A 14,738-nucleotide genomic window follows, 5' to 3' on the forward strand; every position below is an offset into this window, starting at 1 on the left:
GGGACAATCGAGGGCATGTCCCCCGCCCGTGAGCCGCAGGCCCTCCCGGACGGCACCCCGGTGACCGTCGTGCACGTCATCCGGCACGGGGAGGTCCACAACCCCGGCGGCGTGCTCTACGGCCGCCTGCCCGGCTACCGCCTCTCCGAGCGCGGCCGTCAGATGGCGCAGGCCACCGCCGACTCCCTCACCGACCGTGACATCGTCGCCGTCGTGGCCTCGCCGCTCGAGCGTGCCCAGGAGACCGCGGCCCCCATCGCGGCCGCCCACGGTCTCGAGGTCGGCGTCGACGACCGCCTCGTCGAGTCCGCCAACCACTTCGAGGGCCTGTCGGTCGGCCAGGGGGAGGGGGCGCTGTGGCGTCCCCGCCACTGGAAGGCCTACACCAACCCCTTCACCCCCTCCTGGGGCGAGCCCTACGCGCAGATCGCCGAGCGCATGCTCGCGGCGCTCGAGGACGCCCGGGCCGGCGCCGAGGGGCACGAGGCCGTGCTCGTCAGCCACCAGCTGCCGGTCTGGACGCTGCGCCGTGCCCTGGAGCGCAAGCGGCTCTGGCACCACCCCCGCCACCGCGAGTGCACCCTCGCGTCGGTGACCAGCGTGCTCTTCCACGGCCCCACCCCGGTCGACATCTCCTACGCCGAGCCCGCCGCGCACCTGCTGCCCGGCGCCCTCGACGTCACCGGCACCTCCACCGAGGTGATCGGGTGACCACCTCCGCGTGGCGCCGCACCGTCGGCGCGCTCGCCGCCTCCGCGCTGCTCCTCGCCGGCTGCGGCGGCGACGGCGACTCCATCAACGACCAGATGCGCTCGGGCGACCAGAAGGGCTACGTCGCGGGTGACGGCACCGTCCAGGCGCTCGCCCCGGACGAACGCACGACCGTCCTCACCCTCGAGGGCACGACGCTCGAGGACGAGCCCTGGTCCTCCACCGACCACCTCGGCGAGGTCGTCGTCATCAACGTCTGGGGCTCCTGGTGCGGGCCCTGCATCCAGGAGACGCCCGACCTGGAGGAGGTCGCCACCGCCTTCGCCGAGGCCGGCGAGCCGGTGCAGTTCATCGGCGTCAACAGCCGCGACTCGGTGCCCAGCGCGCTGGCCTTCCAGCAGAAGTACGACGTCTCCTACCCCTCCCTCCAGGACGACGGCGGCCGCACCCGCGCCCAGCTGGAGGGGCTCGCGGTCGCGACGCCGACGACGATGGTGCTCGATCCCGAGGGCCGCCTGGCCGCGCGCGTGAGCGGCCCGGTCGAGGCCTCGACGCTGCGTGGGCTCGTCGAGGACGTGCTCGCCGGGGACGGGGCCCGGTGAGCGAGCTCGTCCTCTCGGGGCCGCTGCTCGGGGCGGTCCTCGTCGCCGCCCTCGCGGGGCTGGTCTCCTTCGCATCCCCGTGCGTGCTGCCCCTCGTGCCGGGCTTCCTCGGCTACGTCGGGGGTATGACGTCCACCGGCACCTCCTCGCGCCGCCGCCTCGTCGGGGGCGCGTTGCTGTTCGTGCTCGGCTTCACCGTCGTCTTCCTGCTCATGAGCGTGGCCATCTCCTCCGTCGGCCTGGCGCTGACCGAGCACCAGGGCCTGCTGCTGCGCGTCGCCGGCGGCGTCGTGATCGCCCTGGGCCTGGTCATGCTCCTGCAGCCCGGTGCCCGGTGGCAGGTGCGCTGGCGCCCCGCCGCCGGCCTGGCCGGGGCCCCGCTGCTCGGGGTCGCCTTCGGCCTCGGCTTCAGCGCCTGCACCGGCCCGGCGCTCGCCGCGATCCAGACGCTGGGCACCTCGATCCTGCCGGGCGACGACCAGCTGTGGCGGGCGCTCGTGCTGGGCACGGCATACAGCCTGGGCCTGGGGCTCCCCTTCCTCCTCGTGGCCGCCGGGCTGGGCTGGGTGACCCGCGCCTCGCGCTGGCTGCGCGACCACTACCTCGTCGTGCAGCGCGTCGGGGGCGGCCTGCTCGTGCTCCTCGGCCTGCTCATGCTGCTCGGCGTGTGGGCCGAGGCGACCGCGTGGGTGCAGACCCGCCTGACCGACAACTTCACGACGGTGATCTGACATGGCCGAGACCCGCACGCCCGAGCGCATCGAGCCCAGCTATCCCAAGGACCGCACCGCCCTCGGCGGGCCGCGGCTCGGCCTCGTCGGCTGGCTCCGCTGGATCTGGCGCCAGCTCACCAGCATGCGCACCGCGCTCGCCCTCCTCCTGCTGCTGGCGGTCGCGGCGATCCCCGGCTCGATCTTCCCGCAGCGCGGCGTCGACCCCGTGCGCGTGCGGCGCTACCTCGAGGACAACCCCGACGTCGGGCCGTGGCTCGACCGGATCGGGATGTTCGACGTCTACTCCTCGCCGTGGTTCGCCTCCATCTACCTGCTGCTGATGATCAGCCTCGTCGGCTGCATCCTGCCCCGCAGCCGCCAGCACCTGGACGCGATGCGGGCCGAGCCGCCGAAGGCCCCCTCCCGGCTGACGCGGATGCCGGTGCACCGCACCGCCGTCGTCGACGCCGACCCGGCGGAGGTGGTGGCCGCGGCCCGCGCCGAGCTGGGCCGCCGCCGCTTCCGGTTGCGGGCCGAGGACGACGGCGAGCTGGTCGTCTCGGGGGAGAAGGGCTACCTCAAGGAGACCGGCAACCTGCTCTTCCACCTGGCGATCCTCGGCGTGATCGTCTCGGTCGCGGTCGGCCACCTCTTCGGCTGGCGCGGCGAGATCATCGTCAAGGAGGGCGAGACCGTCACCACCGGGGCCAGCGCCTTCGACACCCTGCACCTCGGCCCGCTCGTCGACCCCGACGACATCCCGGTCTTCTCCCTCCGCCTGAACGACCTCGACGTGCAGTTCGAGGCCGTGGCCGAGGGCGCGCAGTTCGGCCAGCCGCGGGTCTTCGAGGGCGTCGCCACCGTGCAGGAGGGCCTCGACGGCGCGGTCCGCACCGTCGACTTCGCGGTCAACGACCCGCTGCACGTCGGCGGCACCTCGATCTTCCTGCTCGGCAACGGCTACGCGCCCGTGGTCACCGTGCGCGACGCCGAGGGCGAGATCCTCTTCAGCGACGCCGTCACCTTCCTGCCGCAGGACAACGTCTACTCCTCCGAGGGCGTCATCAAGGTGCCGGGCGCCGACCCCTCGCTGGGCTTCGTCGGCGGCTTCCTGCCCACGCTGACCTTCGACCCCGAGATCGGCCCGACCTCCTCCTTCCCCGGCCTCGTCGACCCGGCCCTCGTGCTGGCGGTCTTCGAGGGCGACCTCTACCCCGAGGGCCGGCCGCAGTCGGTCTTCTCGCTCGACACCGACTCGATGGAGCAGGTGATGCAGGACGACGGCACCCCGGTCAGCCTGCTCATCCGTCCCGGCGACGAGCTGGAGCTCGCGGGCGACCGCGGCTCGATCGAGCTCGAGACCGTGATCCGCTGGGGCGGCCTGATGGTCCGCCACGACCCTGGCCGGTTGCCGGCGCTCGCCTTCGCCGGCATCGCGCTGCTCGGCCTGGGCCTCATGCTCGGCGTCCGTCGCCGCCGCGTCTTCGTCCGGGTGGCCCCGGGCACCGCGGACGCGGACGGCGCCGGCGCACGTCATACTGAAGTGACCGTCGCAGGCCTGCCCAAGGGCACCGACCCCGGGCTCGAGGAGCTCGTCGAGCAGGTCCTCGCACGGACGGCGGCCGCCTGCGGCGGGCGCACCGGAACAGACAAGGACGACGAATGACGAACACCACGCTCGCCATGGCCTCCGACTACTTCGCCTGGGCCGCGATGGTCGTGCTGGCCCTCGCCATGGTGGCCTTCTCGGCGCACCTGGCGGTCACGGGTGCCACGCGCGAACGCCGCGTCGACCGCGAGCGCACCCCGGTGGCGGTCGGCGCCGGCGCTCCTGCTCCTGCGACGGACGACCCGTCCGTCGACGACGTGCCGGCCGGTCGCACCCCGACCCGGCGCTGGGGTGTGATCGGGCTGCAGCTGACCTGGCTGGCCACCCTGGCGGTCGTCGGGGCCACGGCGCTGCGCGGCCTGTCCGTCGGGCGCGCGCCGCTGGGCAACATGTACGAGTTCACGCTCTTCACCGTGTCCTTCGTGCTCGTCGTCTTCTCGGTGTGGAGCCTGCGCAAGGACCGGCTGTGGCTGGGTGCCTTCGTGGTGCTGCCCTCCCTCGTCTTCCTCGGCGCCGCCAAGCTGGCGTGGTACACCGAGGCCTCGCAGCTCATGCCGGCGCTCAACAGCATCTGGCTGGTCATCCACGTCGTCGTCGCCACGCTCTCCGTCGCGCTCTTCACCATCGGCGCCGCGATCGGTGTCGCCTACCTGGCCAAGGACAGCTCCGAGCAGGGCGGCCGCGAGCTGCGCTGGTTGCGGGCCCTGCCGCCGGCCCGCAGCCTGGAGCAGCTGACCTACGGCATCCACATCGTGGCCTTCCCGCTGTGGACCTTCACGGTCATCGCGGGCGCCATCTGGGCCGAGCAGGCCTGGGGCCGCTACTGGGGCTGGGACCCCAAGGAGACCTGGAGCTTCGTCATCTGGGCCGTCTACGCCGGCTACCTGCACGCCCGCGCCACGACCGGCTGGTCGACCCGTCGTTCCACGTGGGTCGCGCTGGCGGGCTTCGCCTGCATCATCATCAACTACACCGTCGTCAACCTGCTCATGACCGGCCTGCACAGCTACTCCGGGGTCAGCTCGTGATCGCGTTCCGCTACACCGTGATGCGGCTGATGATCTTCGCCGGCTTCGTCGCGGTCCTCATGCTGGTCCGGGTGCCGGTGCCGTGGGCGGTCGTCGGCGGCGCGCTGCTGTCGATGGTCGTCTCCTACTTCCTGCTCGCGCGCGACCGCGACCAGATCGCCGCGGGGTTGGAGCGCCGGGTCGAGGCCCGCACCGCCCGCCGCCGCGCGCGGCTGGAGGAGGAGCGGATCGCCGAGGAGGAGTAAGGGGGCCCGTCAGGCGACGGCCGGCGCGACCGCCAGGCCCACCGACAGGAGGACGCCGAAGGCGAGCTGCAGCAGGCCGGTCTGCACGAGCGCCGGGATGAGCGCGCGCCCCATGGCTCCGCCACGGACGACCTTGAGCGGGCGCAGCGCGAGCGGGGCGGCCAGCAGGCCGAGCAGCGCGGTCCAGTGCGCGATCGCGGCCACGAGCACGAGGACGAACGCGCCGACGACCAGCCCGGTGTAGAGCGCGCGGGTCCGCTGCGCACCCAGCCGCACGGCCAGCGTGCGCTTGCCGACCTCGCGGTCGCCGTCGATGTCACGCAGGTTGTTGGTCACGAGGATCGCGCAGGGCAGCAGGCCCATGGCCACCGCGCCGGCGATCGTGGCGAGGTCCACGGCGTGCGCCTGGGTCCACGTCGTGCCGAGCACGGCGACCAGGCCGAAGAAGACGAAGACCATGACCTCGCCGAGGCCCCGGTAGCCGTAGGGGTTCTCGCCGCCGGTGTAGTGCCAGGCCGCCCACAGCGAGGCGAGACCGACGAGCAGCAGGAGCCAGGTGCCCGAGAGCGCCACCAGCGCCAGACCCGCCACCGAGGCCGCGAAGAAGCAGGCGAAGGCCGCGGCCTTGACGTTGGCCGGATCGGCCAGCTGCTGCCCGACGAGCCGCACCGGCCCGACGCGGTCCTCGTCGGTGCCGCGGATGCCGTCGGAGTAGTCGTTGGCGTAGTTGACCCCGACCTGGAAGCCCAGCGCCACGACGAGCGCGAGGAGGCCGAGGGCGAGGTTGGAGCGGCCGAGGGCGTGCGCGGAGGCGGTGCCCACGAGCACGGGGGTGACGGCGGCGGGGAGCGTGCGGGGACGCGCCCCCTCGATCCACTGGGCGAGGGTTGCCAAGTCGTGAGTCCTTTACAGGCCCTTGAGGAAGTCCGGGTCGTCGTCCGGGCCGAGCGGCCCGCGCGGGGGACCGCCGCGACGGGGACGGAAGATGGTCTCCAGGATGCTGACGGGCCGCCCGGCGATGAGCCACGCCCCGCCTCCCACGAGCGGGAAGAGCAGGATCATGACGAGCCAGAGCGGCTTCGGGATGCCCCGGACCTCGGAGTCGTCCGTCTGCACGGCGTCGACGACGCAGTAGATCGTGAAGGCGAGCAGCGCGACGGCAGCGATCACGCGGGGCACGGGCACTCCTCCTCCGGACGGGGCGGCTGCGTCCATTCTGCCACCGTCGAGGGGGTGGTCCGGCCCGCGTCGTCCCCGGTCATCGCGTCGGCTCCGCCCGGCAGGCCGGCCGCCGTCACCGGGCCAGCTCGGCGCGGGCGGCGGCGCGGTCGGGCTTGCCCGGCCCGAGCAGGGGTATGGCGTCGCGCCAGACGAGCCGGCGCGGCCGGGCGTGCGCGGGGATCAGGTCGGTCAGGGCCGAGCGGACCTCCGCCAGCGAGGGCGTGACGGCGGGGTCGCGGGGGACGAGCACGGCGGCCACGACCGAGCCCCACTCCGGGTCAGGCACCCCGACGACGAGCGCGTCGGCGACCGCGTCGAGGCGGCGCAGGGCGTGCTCCACGTCGCGCGGCTCCACCTTGTGGCCACCGGTGTTGATCACGTCGTCGACCCGGCCGAGCACGTGCAGCCGGTCGTCGCGCCACGCGCCGCGGTCGTCGGTGAGGAACCACCGGTCTCCACCGTCGGGGGAGAAGCGGGACGCGGTGAGCCCCTCGTCGCCCACGTAGCCCTCGGCCACGACCGGGCCGCCGAGGCTCAACCGGCCGTCGTCGGGGTCGAGCCGCACCCGGACGCCCGGCAGCGGGACGCCGTCGTAGACGCAGCCGCCCGCGGTCTCGCTCATCCCGTAGGTCGTCACCACCCGGGTGACCTCCCGGGCGCGCTCGAGCAGGCCGGGGTCGGCGGCCGCACCGCCGAGCAGCACCACGTCCAGCGTGCGCAGCGCCGCGACCCCGACGGGGTCGTCCAGCAGGCGCGACAGCATGGTCGGCACGAGCGAGGTGAGCCGCAGCCCGCTGCCGGCGCCGAGCCGCGCGACGGCCTCGGCGAAGGCCGGCGCGGCGAACGGCATACCCGGGGCGGTGGTGACGACCGCCGGCTCGGTGCCGGCGAGGGCCGAGCGTGCCAGCACCTGCAGGCCCGCGACGTGATGGGTGGGCAGTGCGAGGACCCAGCGGCCGGAGCCGCCGAGGACCTGGGCGGTCGCCTCGCCGGACGCCCGGAGCGCGGCGGCGCCGATCCGCACCCGCTTGGGGGTGCCGGACGAGCCCGAGGTCGCCAGCACCACGGCCGACGGCCCGCCCTCCGTGCCCCTCAGCAGCGCGGTGAGCTCCGGAGCCAGCTGCTGCCAGGTCGCGCCGGGAGGCACGACCAGGTCGTCGGGCCGGATCCCGGCCGCGGGGACCGGCCCGCTCACGGGGCGGTCGGGACCACGAAGGAGTTGTCGAGGTCGACGTACCAGCCGTCGTCGACGCGCTTGAGCGTGATCGCCGCGTCGCCCATCGAGCTCGCCAGGTCGGGCGGGTAGTTGTCGGCGTCGACGACCGCGGTGTCGCCGTCGACGTCGGCGCCGTTGATGACCAGACCCTCGAGCTGCGCCAGCGTGGCCTCGTCGATGCCCTGGGCCTCGGTCTCGGCCCTGAGCACCTCGGGCAGCAGCTCGGTGCACATCTCGTGGTCGGAGGCGACGGCGGTCATGGGCCGCTCGAGGTCGGTGAAGGAGAGCAGGTGGTCGCAGGCCTCCGGGTCAGCGTGGACCATCGCGACCAGGAAGGCGGCGGCCACGTCGGCGGCGGCCTGCCCGTCCTCGCCGCCCTCGACCTCGTCCTCCACCGGCTCGTCGGCAGCCGCGACGTCGACGTCCCCCTGGGCGCCGGTCGTCGGCGCCGCGTCGGCCGTGGCCGCGACGTCGTCGCCCGCCCCGGTCCGGAGGGCGTCGTCGGGCGCGGCCTGCCCGGTGGCGCCGGTGGCGGGGGTCTGGGTCGAGGACGTGGCGTCGCCCCCGCAGCCGGCGAGCGCGAGCCCGGCGCCGGCGACGGCCGCGACAAGTGTGTGTCTCATGCTGTCCTCCCCGTGCGGTGCTCCCAGGGCCAGTCTCGCACGGCCCGCCCGTCGTGGGCGGGGGTGCGGGTGCTCAGAAGTACCAGGGGTAGGGCGACCAGTCGGGGTCGCGCTTCTCCAGGAAGGCCTCCTTGCCCTCGACCGCCTCGTCGGTCATGTAGGCCAGGCGGGTCGCCTCGCCGGCGAACACCTGCTGGCCCATGAGCCCGTCGTCGGTGAGGTTGAAGGCGAACTTGAGCATGCGCTGCGCCGTCGGGCTCTTGCCGAGGATCTCCCGTGCGACCTGGATCGCCTCGGTCTCGAGCTCGGCGTGGTCGGCCACGATGTTGACCGCGCCCATCCGCTGCATGGTCTCGGCGTCGTAGGGTCGGCCGAGGAAGAAGATCTCGCGCGCGAACTTCTGCCCGACCTGCTTGGCGAGGTAGGCCGAGCCGTAGCCGGCGTCGAAGGAGCCCACGTCGGCGTCGGTCTGCTTGAAGCGCGCGTGCTGGCGCGAGGCGATGGTCATGTCGCAGATCACGTGGAGGCTGTGCCCGCCGCCCGCGGCCCAGCCGTTGACGACGGCGATGACGACCTTGGGCATGGTGCGGATGAGGCGCTGCACCTCGAGGATGTGGAGCCGGCCGCCCTCGGCCTTCACGCGTGCGGTGTCGACGGTGTCGGAGGTCTCGCCCTGGGCGTACTGGTAGCCGCTGCGGCCCCGGATGCGCTGGTCGCCGCCGGAGCAGAAGGCCCAGCCGCCGTCCTTGGGGGACGGGCCGTTGCCGGTGAGCAGCACGACACCGACGTCGGGGGTCATCCGCGCGTGGTCGAGCGTGCGGTAGAGCTCGTCGACCGTGTGCGGCCGGAAGGCGTTGCGCACCTCGGGCCGGTCGAAGGCGATCCGCACGCAGCCCAGCTCGACGTGCCGGTGGTAGGTGATGTCGGTGAGGTCGAAGCCCTCCACCTCGCGCCACTGTGCGGGGTCGAACGGGTCGGGCGACGGCTCTGCGGTCCGGTGCTGCTCGCTCACGCGGTCAGCCTAGGTGAGGCGGGTATGCCGTGCGCCCGGTGGTCGGGCGCACGGCCCCCCGTCCTACTGGTCGCGGCTGGACAGCACGCAGAACTCGTTGCCCTCGGGGTCGGTGAGCACGGTCCAGGAGACCTCCTCGCCCTGGCCCACGTCGGCGCGGGTGGCCCCGAGGTCGAGCAGCCGCTGGATCTCGGCGTCCCGGTCCTGGGAGGTGTGGGGCGCGAGGTCGAGGTGCAGCCGGTTCTTACCGGACCTGCGCTCGGGGACGGAGACGAAGACCAGCCCCTGCCCGCGGCGCATCCACTCCTCGAGGGACGCCGCGCGCTCCGGCCCCTCGAGCGCCTCGCGGGGGACGATGACCGCCTCCTCCGGGGTGTCGTAGACGCTGACCCAGTCGAGCACCTCCGCCCACCAGCGCGCCTGGGCCTGCGGGTCGATGCTGTCGACGACGACGGTGTACCACTTGAGTGCCATGCGGCCACCCTGGCGGACCCGACGGGTCCGGCGCAGCGTCCCGCGGCCCGTCGAGGACAGCTCCCGTCCGCAGGGATCCGGTCTCCTACCCTGGCCGGATGACGCCCGACCTGCCCGAGCTGCTCGACGCCGCCTCCGTCGTGACCCTGCCGATGCGGGTCCGCTTCCGCGGGGTGACCGCCCGGGAGGCCGTGCTGCTGCACGGGCCCTCCGGCTGGGCGGAGTGGGCGCCCTTCGTCGAGTACGACGACGCCGACGCCGCCCGGTGGCTCGCCGCGGCCGTCGAGGCGGGCTGGGGGAGGCTGCCGTCGCCGGTGCGGGGCGCGGTCGGGGTCAACGCCACGGTCCCCGCGGTGCCGGCGGAGCAGGTCGGGTCCGTCCTCGCCCGCTACGACGTCACGCGCACCGCCAAGATCAAGGTCGCCGAGCGCGGCCAGACGCTGGCCGACGACCTCGCCCGCGTGACCGAGGTGCGCCGGGTGCTCGGCCCGGGCGCCCGCCTCCGCGTCGACGCCAACGGAGCCTGGTCGCAGGACGACGCGCTCGAGGCCCTCCGCACCCTCGCGCCCCTGGGCCTGGAGTACGCCGAGCAGCCGTGCGCCACCGTGGAGGAGCTCGCGGCCCTGCGCGTCGCCCTGGCCCGGGCCGGCGTCGACGTGCCCGTCGCCGCCGACGAGTCGGTGCGCCGGGCGGAGGACCCGCTGCGCGTCGCCCGCGAGCACGCCGCCGACCTCGTCGTGGTCAAGGTGGCCCCCCTCGGCGGGGTGGCCCGGGCGGTCGAGATCGTGCAGGAGTGCGGTCTGCCCGCGGTCGTCTCCTCCGCCCTGGACACCTCCGTCGGCCTCGCCGTGGGCGTCCGCCTCGCCGCTGCGCTGCCCGACCTCGACCACGACTGCGGCCTCGGCACCGCCGCGCTGCTGGCCGCCGACGTCGTCGCCGACCCGCTCGTGCCGCGGGCCGGCGGGCTGACGACCGACCGTGCCGACGCGGCCCGCGAGGCGGTCGACCCCGCCCTGCTGACGGCACACCGGAGCGACCCGGAGCGCGAGACCTGGTGGCGCGAGCGTCTGACCAGGGCTTTTGCCCACCTCAGCGGGATTTAACCGAGCCGTAACACCCGGCAACGAGGAATTAACACCCAGGCGACGTCTCCCGAAACATCCCTGCCGTTGACTCGACCCCACGATCCGCTCCTCGCCCCGAGGGCGTGGTGCGGAGCGGATCGCCAGGAGGCACTCACAAGGAGGCAGGAAATGGAACTCACCGCAGGTGACGTCTGGGTGATGGTGTCAGCGGCGCTGGTGCTGCTGATGACGCCCGGACTGGCGTTCTTCTACGGCGGCATGGCGCGGGCCAAGGCGGCCCTCAACATGATCATGATGAGCTTCGTGGCCGTCGGCATCGTCGGCGTCGTCTGGGTCCTCTGGGGCTACGGCATGACGGCGGCACCCGGGATCCTCGGCGGGCTCGTCGGCAACCCGGTGGCGGACTTCGGCCTGATGGAGCACGTGGGCTCCGGCGACCTGGTCGGCATCGGCTTCGGCGCCACCTTCGCGATCATCACCGTGGCGCTCATCTCGGGCGCGGTCGCCGACCGCACCAAGTTCGGCGCCTGGACGCTCTTCGTCACGATCTGGGTGACCCTGGTCTACTGCCCCCTGGCCTTCATGGTGTGGGGCGGCGGCCTCCTCTCCGCGGACGGCGCGATCGGCAAGGTCTTCGGCGAGGCGATCGACTTCGCCGGTGGCACGGTCGTGCACATCAATGCCGGCCTCGCCGCCCTGGTGCTCGTCTACATCATCGGCTCCCGCGCCGACTTCGGTAAGACCAAGGGCTACCACCGCCCGCACAACGTGCCGCTGGTCATGCTGGGCACCGCGATGCTGTGGTTCGGCTGGTTCGGCTTCAACGGCGGCGCCGCCGGCTCCGTCGAGGAGGGTGGCCTGATCTGGGTCAACACCCTGGCCGCCCCGGCCGCCGCGATGCTGGCCTGGATGCTCGTCGAGCGCATCCGTGACGGCCGCCCGACCTCCATCGGTGCCGCCTCCGGCGTCGTCGCCGGTCTGGTCGCGATCACCCCGGCCTGCGCCAACGTCTCGCCGATCGGCGCCCTGGTCATCGGTGTCCTCGCCGGTCTCGGCTCCGCCGTCGCGGTGGGCTGGAAGTACAAGTTCGGCTACGACGACGCCCTCGACGTGGTCGGTGTCCACCTGGTCGCCGGCATCATCGGCACCGTCGCCCTGGGTTTCCTGGCCCTGCCGGTCGACGGCGAGGGTGGCGGCCTCTTCTACGGCGGCGGCTTCTCCCAGCTGGTCGCCCAGATCGCGGCGACGGTCTTCACCGTGATCTTCACCGGCGTCATGACCGCCCTCATCGGGCTCGCGATCCACAAGACCCTGGGCTTCCGGGTCAGCCCCGAGGACGAGGCGCGCGGCGTCGACCTCTCGGAGCACAGCGAGTCCGCCTACACCTTCGGCGAGGAGTCTGCCTCCTACGAATCCCTCGCCGAGGACGCTCGCGTCTGAGCTGGTCGGCTCGGTGGCCGGCTGCCCGTGGCGCGGCCGGACGAGAGCCAACGCGAGCAGGGGCGGGGTGCCTCCCAGGACGGTCCACGGGAGGTGCCCCGCCCCAACAGCAGCACGAAGAGCTCAGGGCCGTCGTCCCACGGCCCTGGCAGGGGAGGAAAGCGCCCCGGGAGACGGAGACCCGTCTCCCGGGGCGTTCTGCCGTGCCGGGGCCGCGCGGCCCGGCCGGGTCAGGCGTCGAGCAGCAGCTCGAGCAGCCGGCGCAGCTCGGCGCGGTCGGCGGGGGAGAGGGTGCGGACCGCGGCGTCCGCGGCGGCGCGACGACGCTCGCGCACGGCGGCGACGGTATGGCGTCCGCGCTCGGTCAGTGAGAGCAGCACCGCCCGGCGGTCGGTCGGGTCGGGCGCCCGGGTGAGCAGGCCGGCCGCCTCCAGGGCGTCGGCGACCTCGGTCGCCGAGCGGGGCGCGATACCGAGATGGGCGGCCAGCGCGGAGACGCGGACGCCCGAGGGCCCGGTGGCGTCGTCCGTGCCGGTGGGACCCCCGGCGGCGCCGGCCGTGACTCGCTGGCCGACCCCGCGGGACAACCGGGCGACGGCGAGCAGCGCCCGCTGTTGGTGGGGCGACAGCGGCGGGTCGCCCTCCTCGTCGGCCCCGAGGGAGCGCCAGCGGCGCGCCAGGCGGAGCAGCAGGTCGACCTCGGTGGCCCCGTCGCCGGTGCCGGGCGCGGGGGTGGCGGGAGACGTCATACCCCCATCTTAGCGAGGTGCCGGAATAAAGAGGTAACCTCCGCAAGTTGAAGCGTTCGACAGACACAAGACTTCGGCCGGCTCGACCGGCCGCCCCCTGGAAGGAGAACCGCATGGACGGCTTCTCGAACCTCTCGCACGGCGGCGACCGTGGCGACCGCGGGTCCCGCGGCGCCGGCGCCCGGCCGGACCCCAAGGACCGCGCCCAGCTCGCCGCCCACCCCGTCAGCGCCCGCCGCGTGCTCGCGCTCTTCCGCGCGCACCGCTGGTCCATCGCGACCGTGCTGGCGCTCATCGTCACCAGCTCGGCCCTCGGCCTGGTGTCGCCCTTCCTCGTCCGCGAGATCGTCGACGTGGCGATCCCCGACCAGGACGTCCGCCTGCTGCTGATGCTCGTCGGCGCCATGGTCGGCGTCGCGGTGGTGAGCGCGGTCCTCGGCGTGGTCCAGACCTGGATCAGCACCGCCATGGGCCAGCGCATCATGCACCGGCTCCGGACCGACCTCTTCACCCACCTGCAGCGCCAGCCGCTGTCCTTCTTCACCCGCACCCGCTCCGGCGAGGTGCAGTCCCGCCTGACCCACGACGTCTCCGGCCTGCAGGGCGTGGTCACCTCGACCGCGACCTCGCTCGCGGGCAACGTCGCCACCGTCATCGGCACGCTCGTCGCGATGCTCGCCCTGAGCCCGACGCTCGCCCTGCTCTCGCTGGTGGTCATCCCGCCGGCGGTCCTCGTGACCCGCTCCGTCGCCCGCCTGCGCCGCGACGCCACCGACAAGCGCCAGAAGGCGCTCGCCGGCCTCCACGCCCAGGTCGAGGAGTCGCTGTCCGTCAGCGGCGCCCGGCTGAGCAAGACGCTCGGCGCGAGCCAGCAGCTGGCCGACCGGTTCACCGGCTCCAGCGCCGGCCTGCTCGACCTCGAGGTCGCCGCCCAGATCGCCGGTCGCTGGCGCACCGCCACGATGGGCATCGTCTTCGCGATCGTCCCGGCCGCCCTCTACCTCGTCGCGGGCCTGCCCGTCACCGGCGCCGGCATCTCGATCGGCACGCTCGTCGCCTTCACCGCCCTGCAGGCCGGTATCTTCCGCCCGGTCATGGGCCTGCTCTCCGTCGGCGTCCAGGTCACGGCCTCGATGGCGCTCTTCAGCCGGATCTTCGAGTACCTCGACCTGCCGGTCGAGGTCGCCGAGCCCGAGCCGGAGCGGGCGCGCCACCTCGACCCCGCCACCGCCCGTGGCGAGCTGCGGCTCGAGGGTGTGAGCTACCGCTACCCCGACGCCGACCGCGACGCCCTGAGCGAGGTCGACCTCGAGATCCCCGCGGGTGCCACCGTCGCGCTCGTCGGTTCCACCGGCTCCGGCAAGAGCACCCTGGCCTCGCTCCTGACCCGCCTCGACGACCCCACCCGGGGTCGTGTCACCCTCGACGGGATCGACCTGCGCGAGCTGCCCTCGGCCGAGCGCGCCGCGGTCATCGGGGTCGTCTCCCAGGAGACCTACCTGCTGCACGCGACGATCCGCGAGAACCTGCGCTTCGCCAACCCGGACGCCACCGACGCCCAGATCGAGCAGGCGGCCCGTGACGCGCAGATCCACGACCTCGTCGCCTCGCTGCCCGACGGCTACGACACCATGGTCGGCGCCCGCGGCCACCGCTTCTCCGGTGGCGAGCAGCAGCGCCTGGCCCTGGCCCGCACGCTGCTGCGCGACCCCCGGGTGCTCGTCCTCGACGAGGCGACCAGCGCCCTCGACACCCGCACCGAGGCCGCCATCCAGCAGGCCCTCGAACGGGTCGGGGAGGGTCGGACGGTCGTGACGATCGCCCACCGCCTCTCCACCGTCCGCCACGCCGACCTCATCGTCGTGATGGACCAGGGCCGCGTCGTCGAGCAGGGCTCGCACGCCGAGCTGCTCGCCCGCGGTGGTCGCTACGCCGAGCTCGTCGCCGCCGGTGACCGGGCCCCGGTCGACGTGCAGGCCGACGCCCGGGTGGCGCTCGCCGCCTGAGCCG

16 protein-coding genes are annotated in these 14,738 nt (G+C 73.9%); 9 read left to right on the forward strand and 7 right to left on the reverse strand.

Annotated elements, in window-relative coordinates:
* Positions 1-15 precede the first annotated feature (15 nt).
* The 6 genes from FB476_RS02240 to FB476_RS02265 are packed head-to-tail and all read left to right on the forward strand — an operon-like array spanning position 16 to position 4,908.
* On the forward strand, positions 16-711 hold the full coding sequence (locus tag FB476_RS02240; RefSeq protein ID WP_141817338.1) for a histidine phosphatase family protein: 696 nt from the start codon (positions 16-18) through the stop codon (positions 709-711).
* Positions 708-1,313, forward strand: a complete 606-nt coding sequence (locus FB476_RS02245) for a TlpA family protein disulfide reductase (RefSeq protein WP_141817339.1) — start codon at positions 708-710, stop codon at positions 1,311-1,313. Before FB476_RS02240 ends, FB476_RS02245 begins: the two co-directional genes overlap by 4 nt.
* A complete protein-coding gene (locus FB476_RS02250) occupies positions 1,310-2,044 on the forward strand; it encodes a cytochrome c biogenesis CcdA family protein (RefSeq protein ID WP_141817340.1) in 735 nt (244 codons plus the stop codon). Before FB476_RS02245 ends, FB476_RS02250 begins: the two co-directional genes overlap by 4 nt.
* Before the next feature lies 1 nt (position 2,045).
* The gene (gene resB / locus FB476_RS02255) at positions 2,046-3,692 is read left to right on the forward strand and encodes a cytochrome c biogenesis protein ResB (protein ID WP_141817341.1); all 1,647 of its coding nucleotides are present in this window, start codon (positions 2,046-2,048) and stop codon (positions 3,690-3,692) included.
* Positions 3,689-4,663 (forward strand): c-type cytochrome biogenesis protein CcsB, encoded by a 975-nt coding sequence (gene ccsB, locus FB476_RS02260; protein ID WP_141817342.1) that lies wholly within the window; start codon positions 3,689-3,691, stop codon positions 4,661-4,663. Before resB ends, ccsB begins: the two co-directional genes overlap by 4 nt.
* A complete protein-coding gene (locus tag FB476_RS02265; RefSeq protein ID WP_202876875.1) occupies positions 4,660-4,908 on the forward strand; it encodes a DUF4229 domain-containing protein in 249 nt (82 codons plus the stop codon). Before ccsB ends, FB476_RS02265 begins: the two co-directional genes overlap by 4 nt.
* 9 nt (positions 4,909-4,917) lie before the next feature.
* Here the strand turns inward: FB476_RS02265 and FB476_RS02270 are convergent, their stop codons facing one another.
* The 6 genes from FB476_RS02270 to FB476_RS02295 all read right to left on the reverse strand — a co-directional run bounded on the left by FB476_RS02270 (position 4,918) and on the right by FB476_RS02295 (position 9,454).
* Positions 4,918-5,802 (reverse strand): 1,4-dihydroxy-2-naphthoate polyprenyltransferase, encoded by an 885-nt coding sequence (locus FB476_RS02270; protein WP_141817343.1) that lies wholly within the window; start codon positions 5,800-5,802, stop codon positions 4,918-4,920.
* A 12-nt stretch (positions 5,803-5,814) separates the two neighbouring features.
* The gene (locus tag FB476_RS02275) at positions 5,815-6,087 is read right to left on the reverse strand and encodes a PLDc N-terminal domain-containing protein (protein WP_141817344.1); all 273 of its coding nucleotides are present in this window, start codon (positions 6,085-6,087) and stop codon (positions 5,815-5,817) included.
* Between the two features lie 115 nt (positions 6,088-6,202).
* A complete protein-coding gene (locus FB476_RS02280; protein WP_238329515.1) occupies positions 6,203-7,324 on the reverse strand; it encodes an AMP-binding protein in 1,122 nt (373 codons plus the stop codon).
* The gene (locus tag FB476_RS16335) at positions 7,321-7,968 is read right to left on the reverse strand and encodes a hypothetical protein (RefSeq protein ID WP_170233503.1); all 648 of its coding nucleotides are present in this window, start codon (positions 7,966-7,968) and stop codon (positions 7,321-7,323) included. Before FB476_RS16335 ends, FB476_RS02280 begins: the two co-directional genes overlap by 4 nt.
* Positions 7,969-8,041: 73 nt before the next feature.
* Positions 8,042-8,980 carry a 1,4-dihydroxy-2-naphthoyl-CoA synthase gene (locus tag FB476_RS02290; protein ID WP_141817345.1) on the reverse strand — a complete coding sequence of 313 codons (939 nt, stop codon included), beginning with the start codon at positions 8,978-8,980 and terminating at the stop codon, positions 8,042-8,044.
* A 63-nt stretch (positions 8,981-9,043) separates the two neighbouring features.
* Positions 9,044-9,454, reverse strand: a complete 411-nt coding sequence (locus tag FB476_RS02295) for a VOC family protein (RefSeq protein WP_141817346.1) — start codon at positions 9,452-9,454, stop codon at positions 9,044-9,046.
* A gap of 98 nt (positions 9,455-9,552) precedes the next feature.
* Between FB476_RS02295 and FB476_RS02300 the strand changes: the two genes are divergently transcribed.
* Positions 9,553-10,557 carry an o-succinylbenzoate synthase gene (locus FB476_RS02300; RefSeq protein ID WP_141817347.1) on the forward strand — a complete coding sequence of 335 codons (1,005 nt, stop codon included), beginning with the start codon at positions 9,553-9,555 and terminating at the stop codon, positions 10,555-10,557.
* A 150-nt stretch (positions 10,558-10,707) separates the two neighbouring features.
* Positions 10,708-11,979, forward strand: coding sequence for an ammonium transporter (locus tag FB476_RS02305; RefSeq protein ID WP_141817348.1), 1,272 nt, complete (start codon positions 10,708-10,710; stop codon positions 11,977-11,979).
* Between the two features lie 230 nt (positions 11,980-12,209).
* Here FB476_RS02305 and FB476_RS02310 read toward each other — a convergent pair whose 3' ends face one another.
* Complete coding sequence (locus tag FB476_RS02310) at positions 12,210-12,728, reverse strand: MarR family transcriptional regulator (RefSeq protein WP_141817349.1); 519 nt, start codon at positions 12,726-12,728, stop codon at positions 12,210-12,212.
* 113 nt (positions 12,729-12,841) lie between these two features.
* Between FB476_RS02310 and FB476_RS02315 the strand changes: the two genes are divergently transcribed.
* Positions 12,842-14,734 carry an ABC transporter ATP-binding protein gene (locus tag FB476_RS02315; protein ID WP_141817350.1) on the forward strand — a complete coding sequence of 631 codons (1,893 nt, stop codon included), beginning with the start codon at positions 12,842-12,844 and terminating at the stop codon, positions 14,732-14,734.
* The last annotated feature ends 4 nt before the right edge of the window (positions 14,735-14,738 follow it).

Origin of the sequence: Ornithinimicrobium humiphilum (genome assembly GCF_006716885.1) — a bacterium.
GTDB lineage: Bacteria > Actinomycetota > Actinomycetes > Actinomycetales > Dermatophilaceae > Ornithinicoccus > Ornithinicoccus humiphilus.

What these genes read in the sequence shown, in the direction of transcription:
- FB476_RS02240 (WP_141817338.1), top strand. Translation starts at nt 16, where the DNA reads ATGTCCCCCGCCCGTGAGCCGCAGGCCCTCCCGGACGGCACCCCGGTG.
- resB (WP_141817341.1), top strand. Translation starts at nt 2,046, where the DNA reads ATGGCCGAGACCCGCACGCCCGAGCGCATCGAGCCCAGCTATCCCAAG.
- ccsB (WP_141817342.1), top strand. Translation starts at nt 3,689, where the DNA reads ATGACGAACACCACGCTCGCCATGGCCTCCGACTACTTCGCCTGGGCC.
- FB476_RS16335 (WP_170233503.1), bottom strand. Translation starts at nt 7,968, where the DNA reads ATGAGACACACACTTGTCGCGGCCGTCGCCGGCGCCGGGCTCGCGCTC.
- FB476_RS02295 (WP_141817346.1), bottom strand. Translation starts at nt 9,454, where the DNA reads ATGGCACTCAAGTGGTACACCGTCGTCGTCGACAGCATCGACCCGCAG.
- FB476_RS02300 (WP_141817347.1), top strand. Translation starts at nt 9,553, where the DNA reads ATGACGCCCGACCTGCCCGAGCTGCTCGACGCCGCCTCCGTCGTGACC.
- FB476_RS02305 (WP_141817348.1), top strand. Translation starts at nt 10,708, where the DNA reads ATGGAACTCACCGCAGGTGACGTCTGGGTGATGGTGTCAGCGGCGCTG.
- FB476_RS02310 (WP_141817349.1), bottom strand. Translation starts at nt 12,728, where the DNA reads ATGACGTCTCCCGCCACCCCCGCGCCCGGCACCGGCGACGGGGCCACC.
- FB476_RS02315 (WP_141817350.1), top strand. Translation starts at nt 12,842, where the DNA reads ATGGACGGCTTCTCGAACCTCTCGCACGGCGGCGACCGTGGCGACCGC.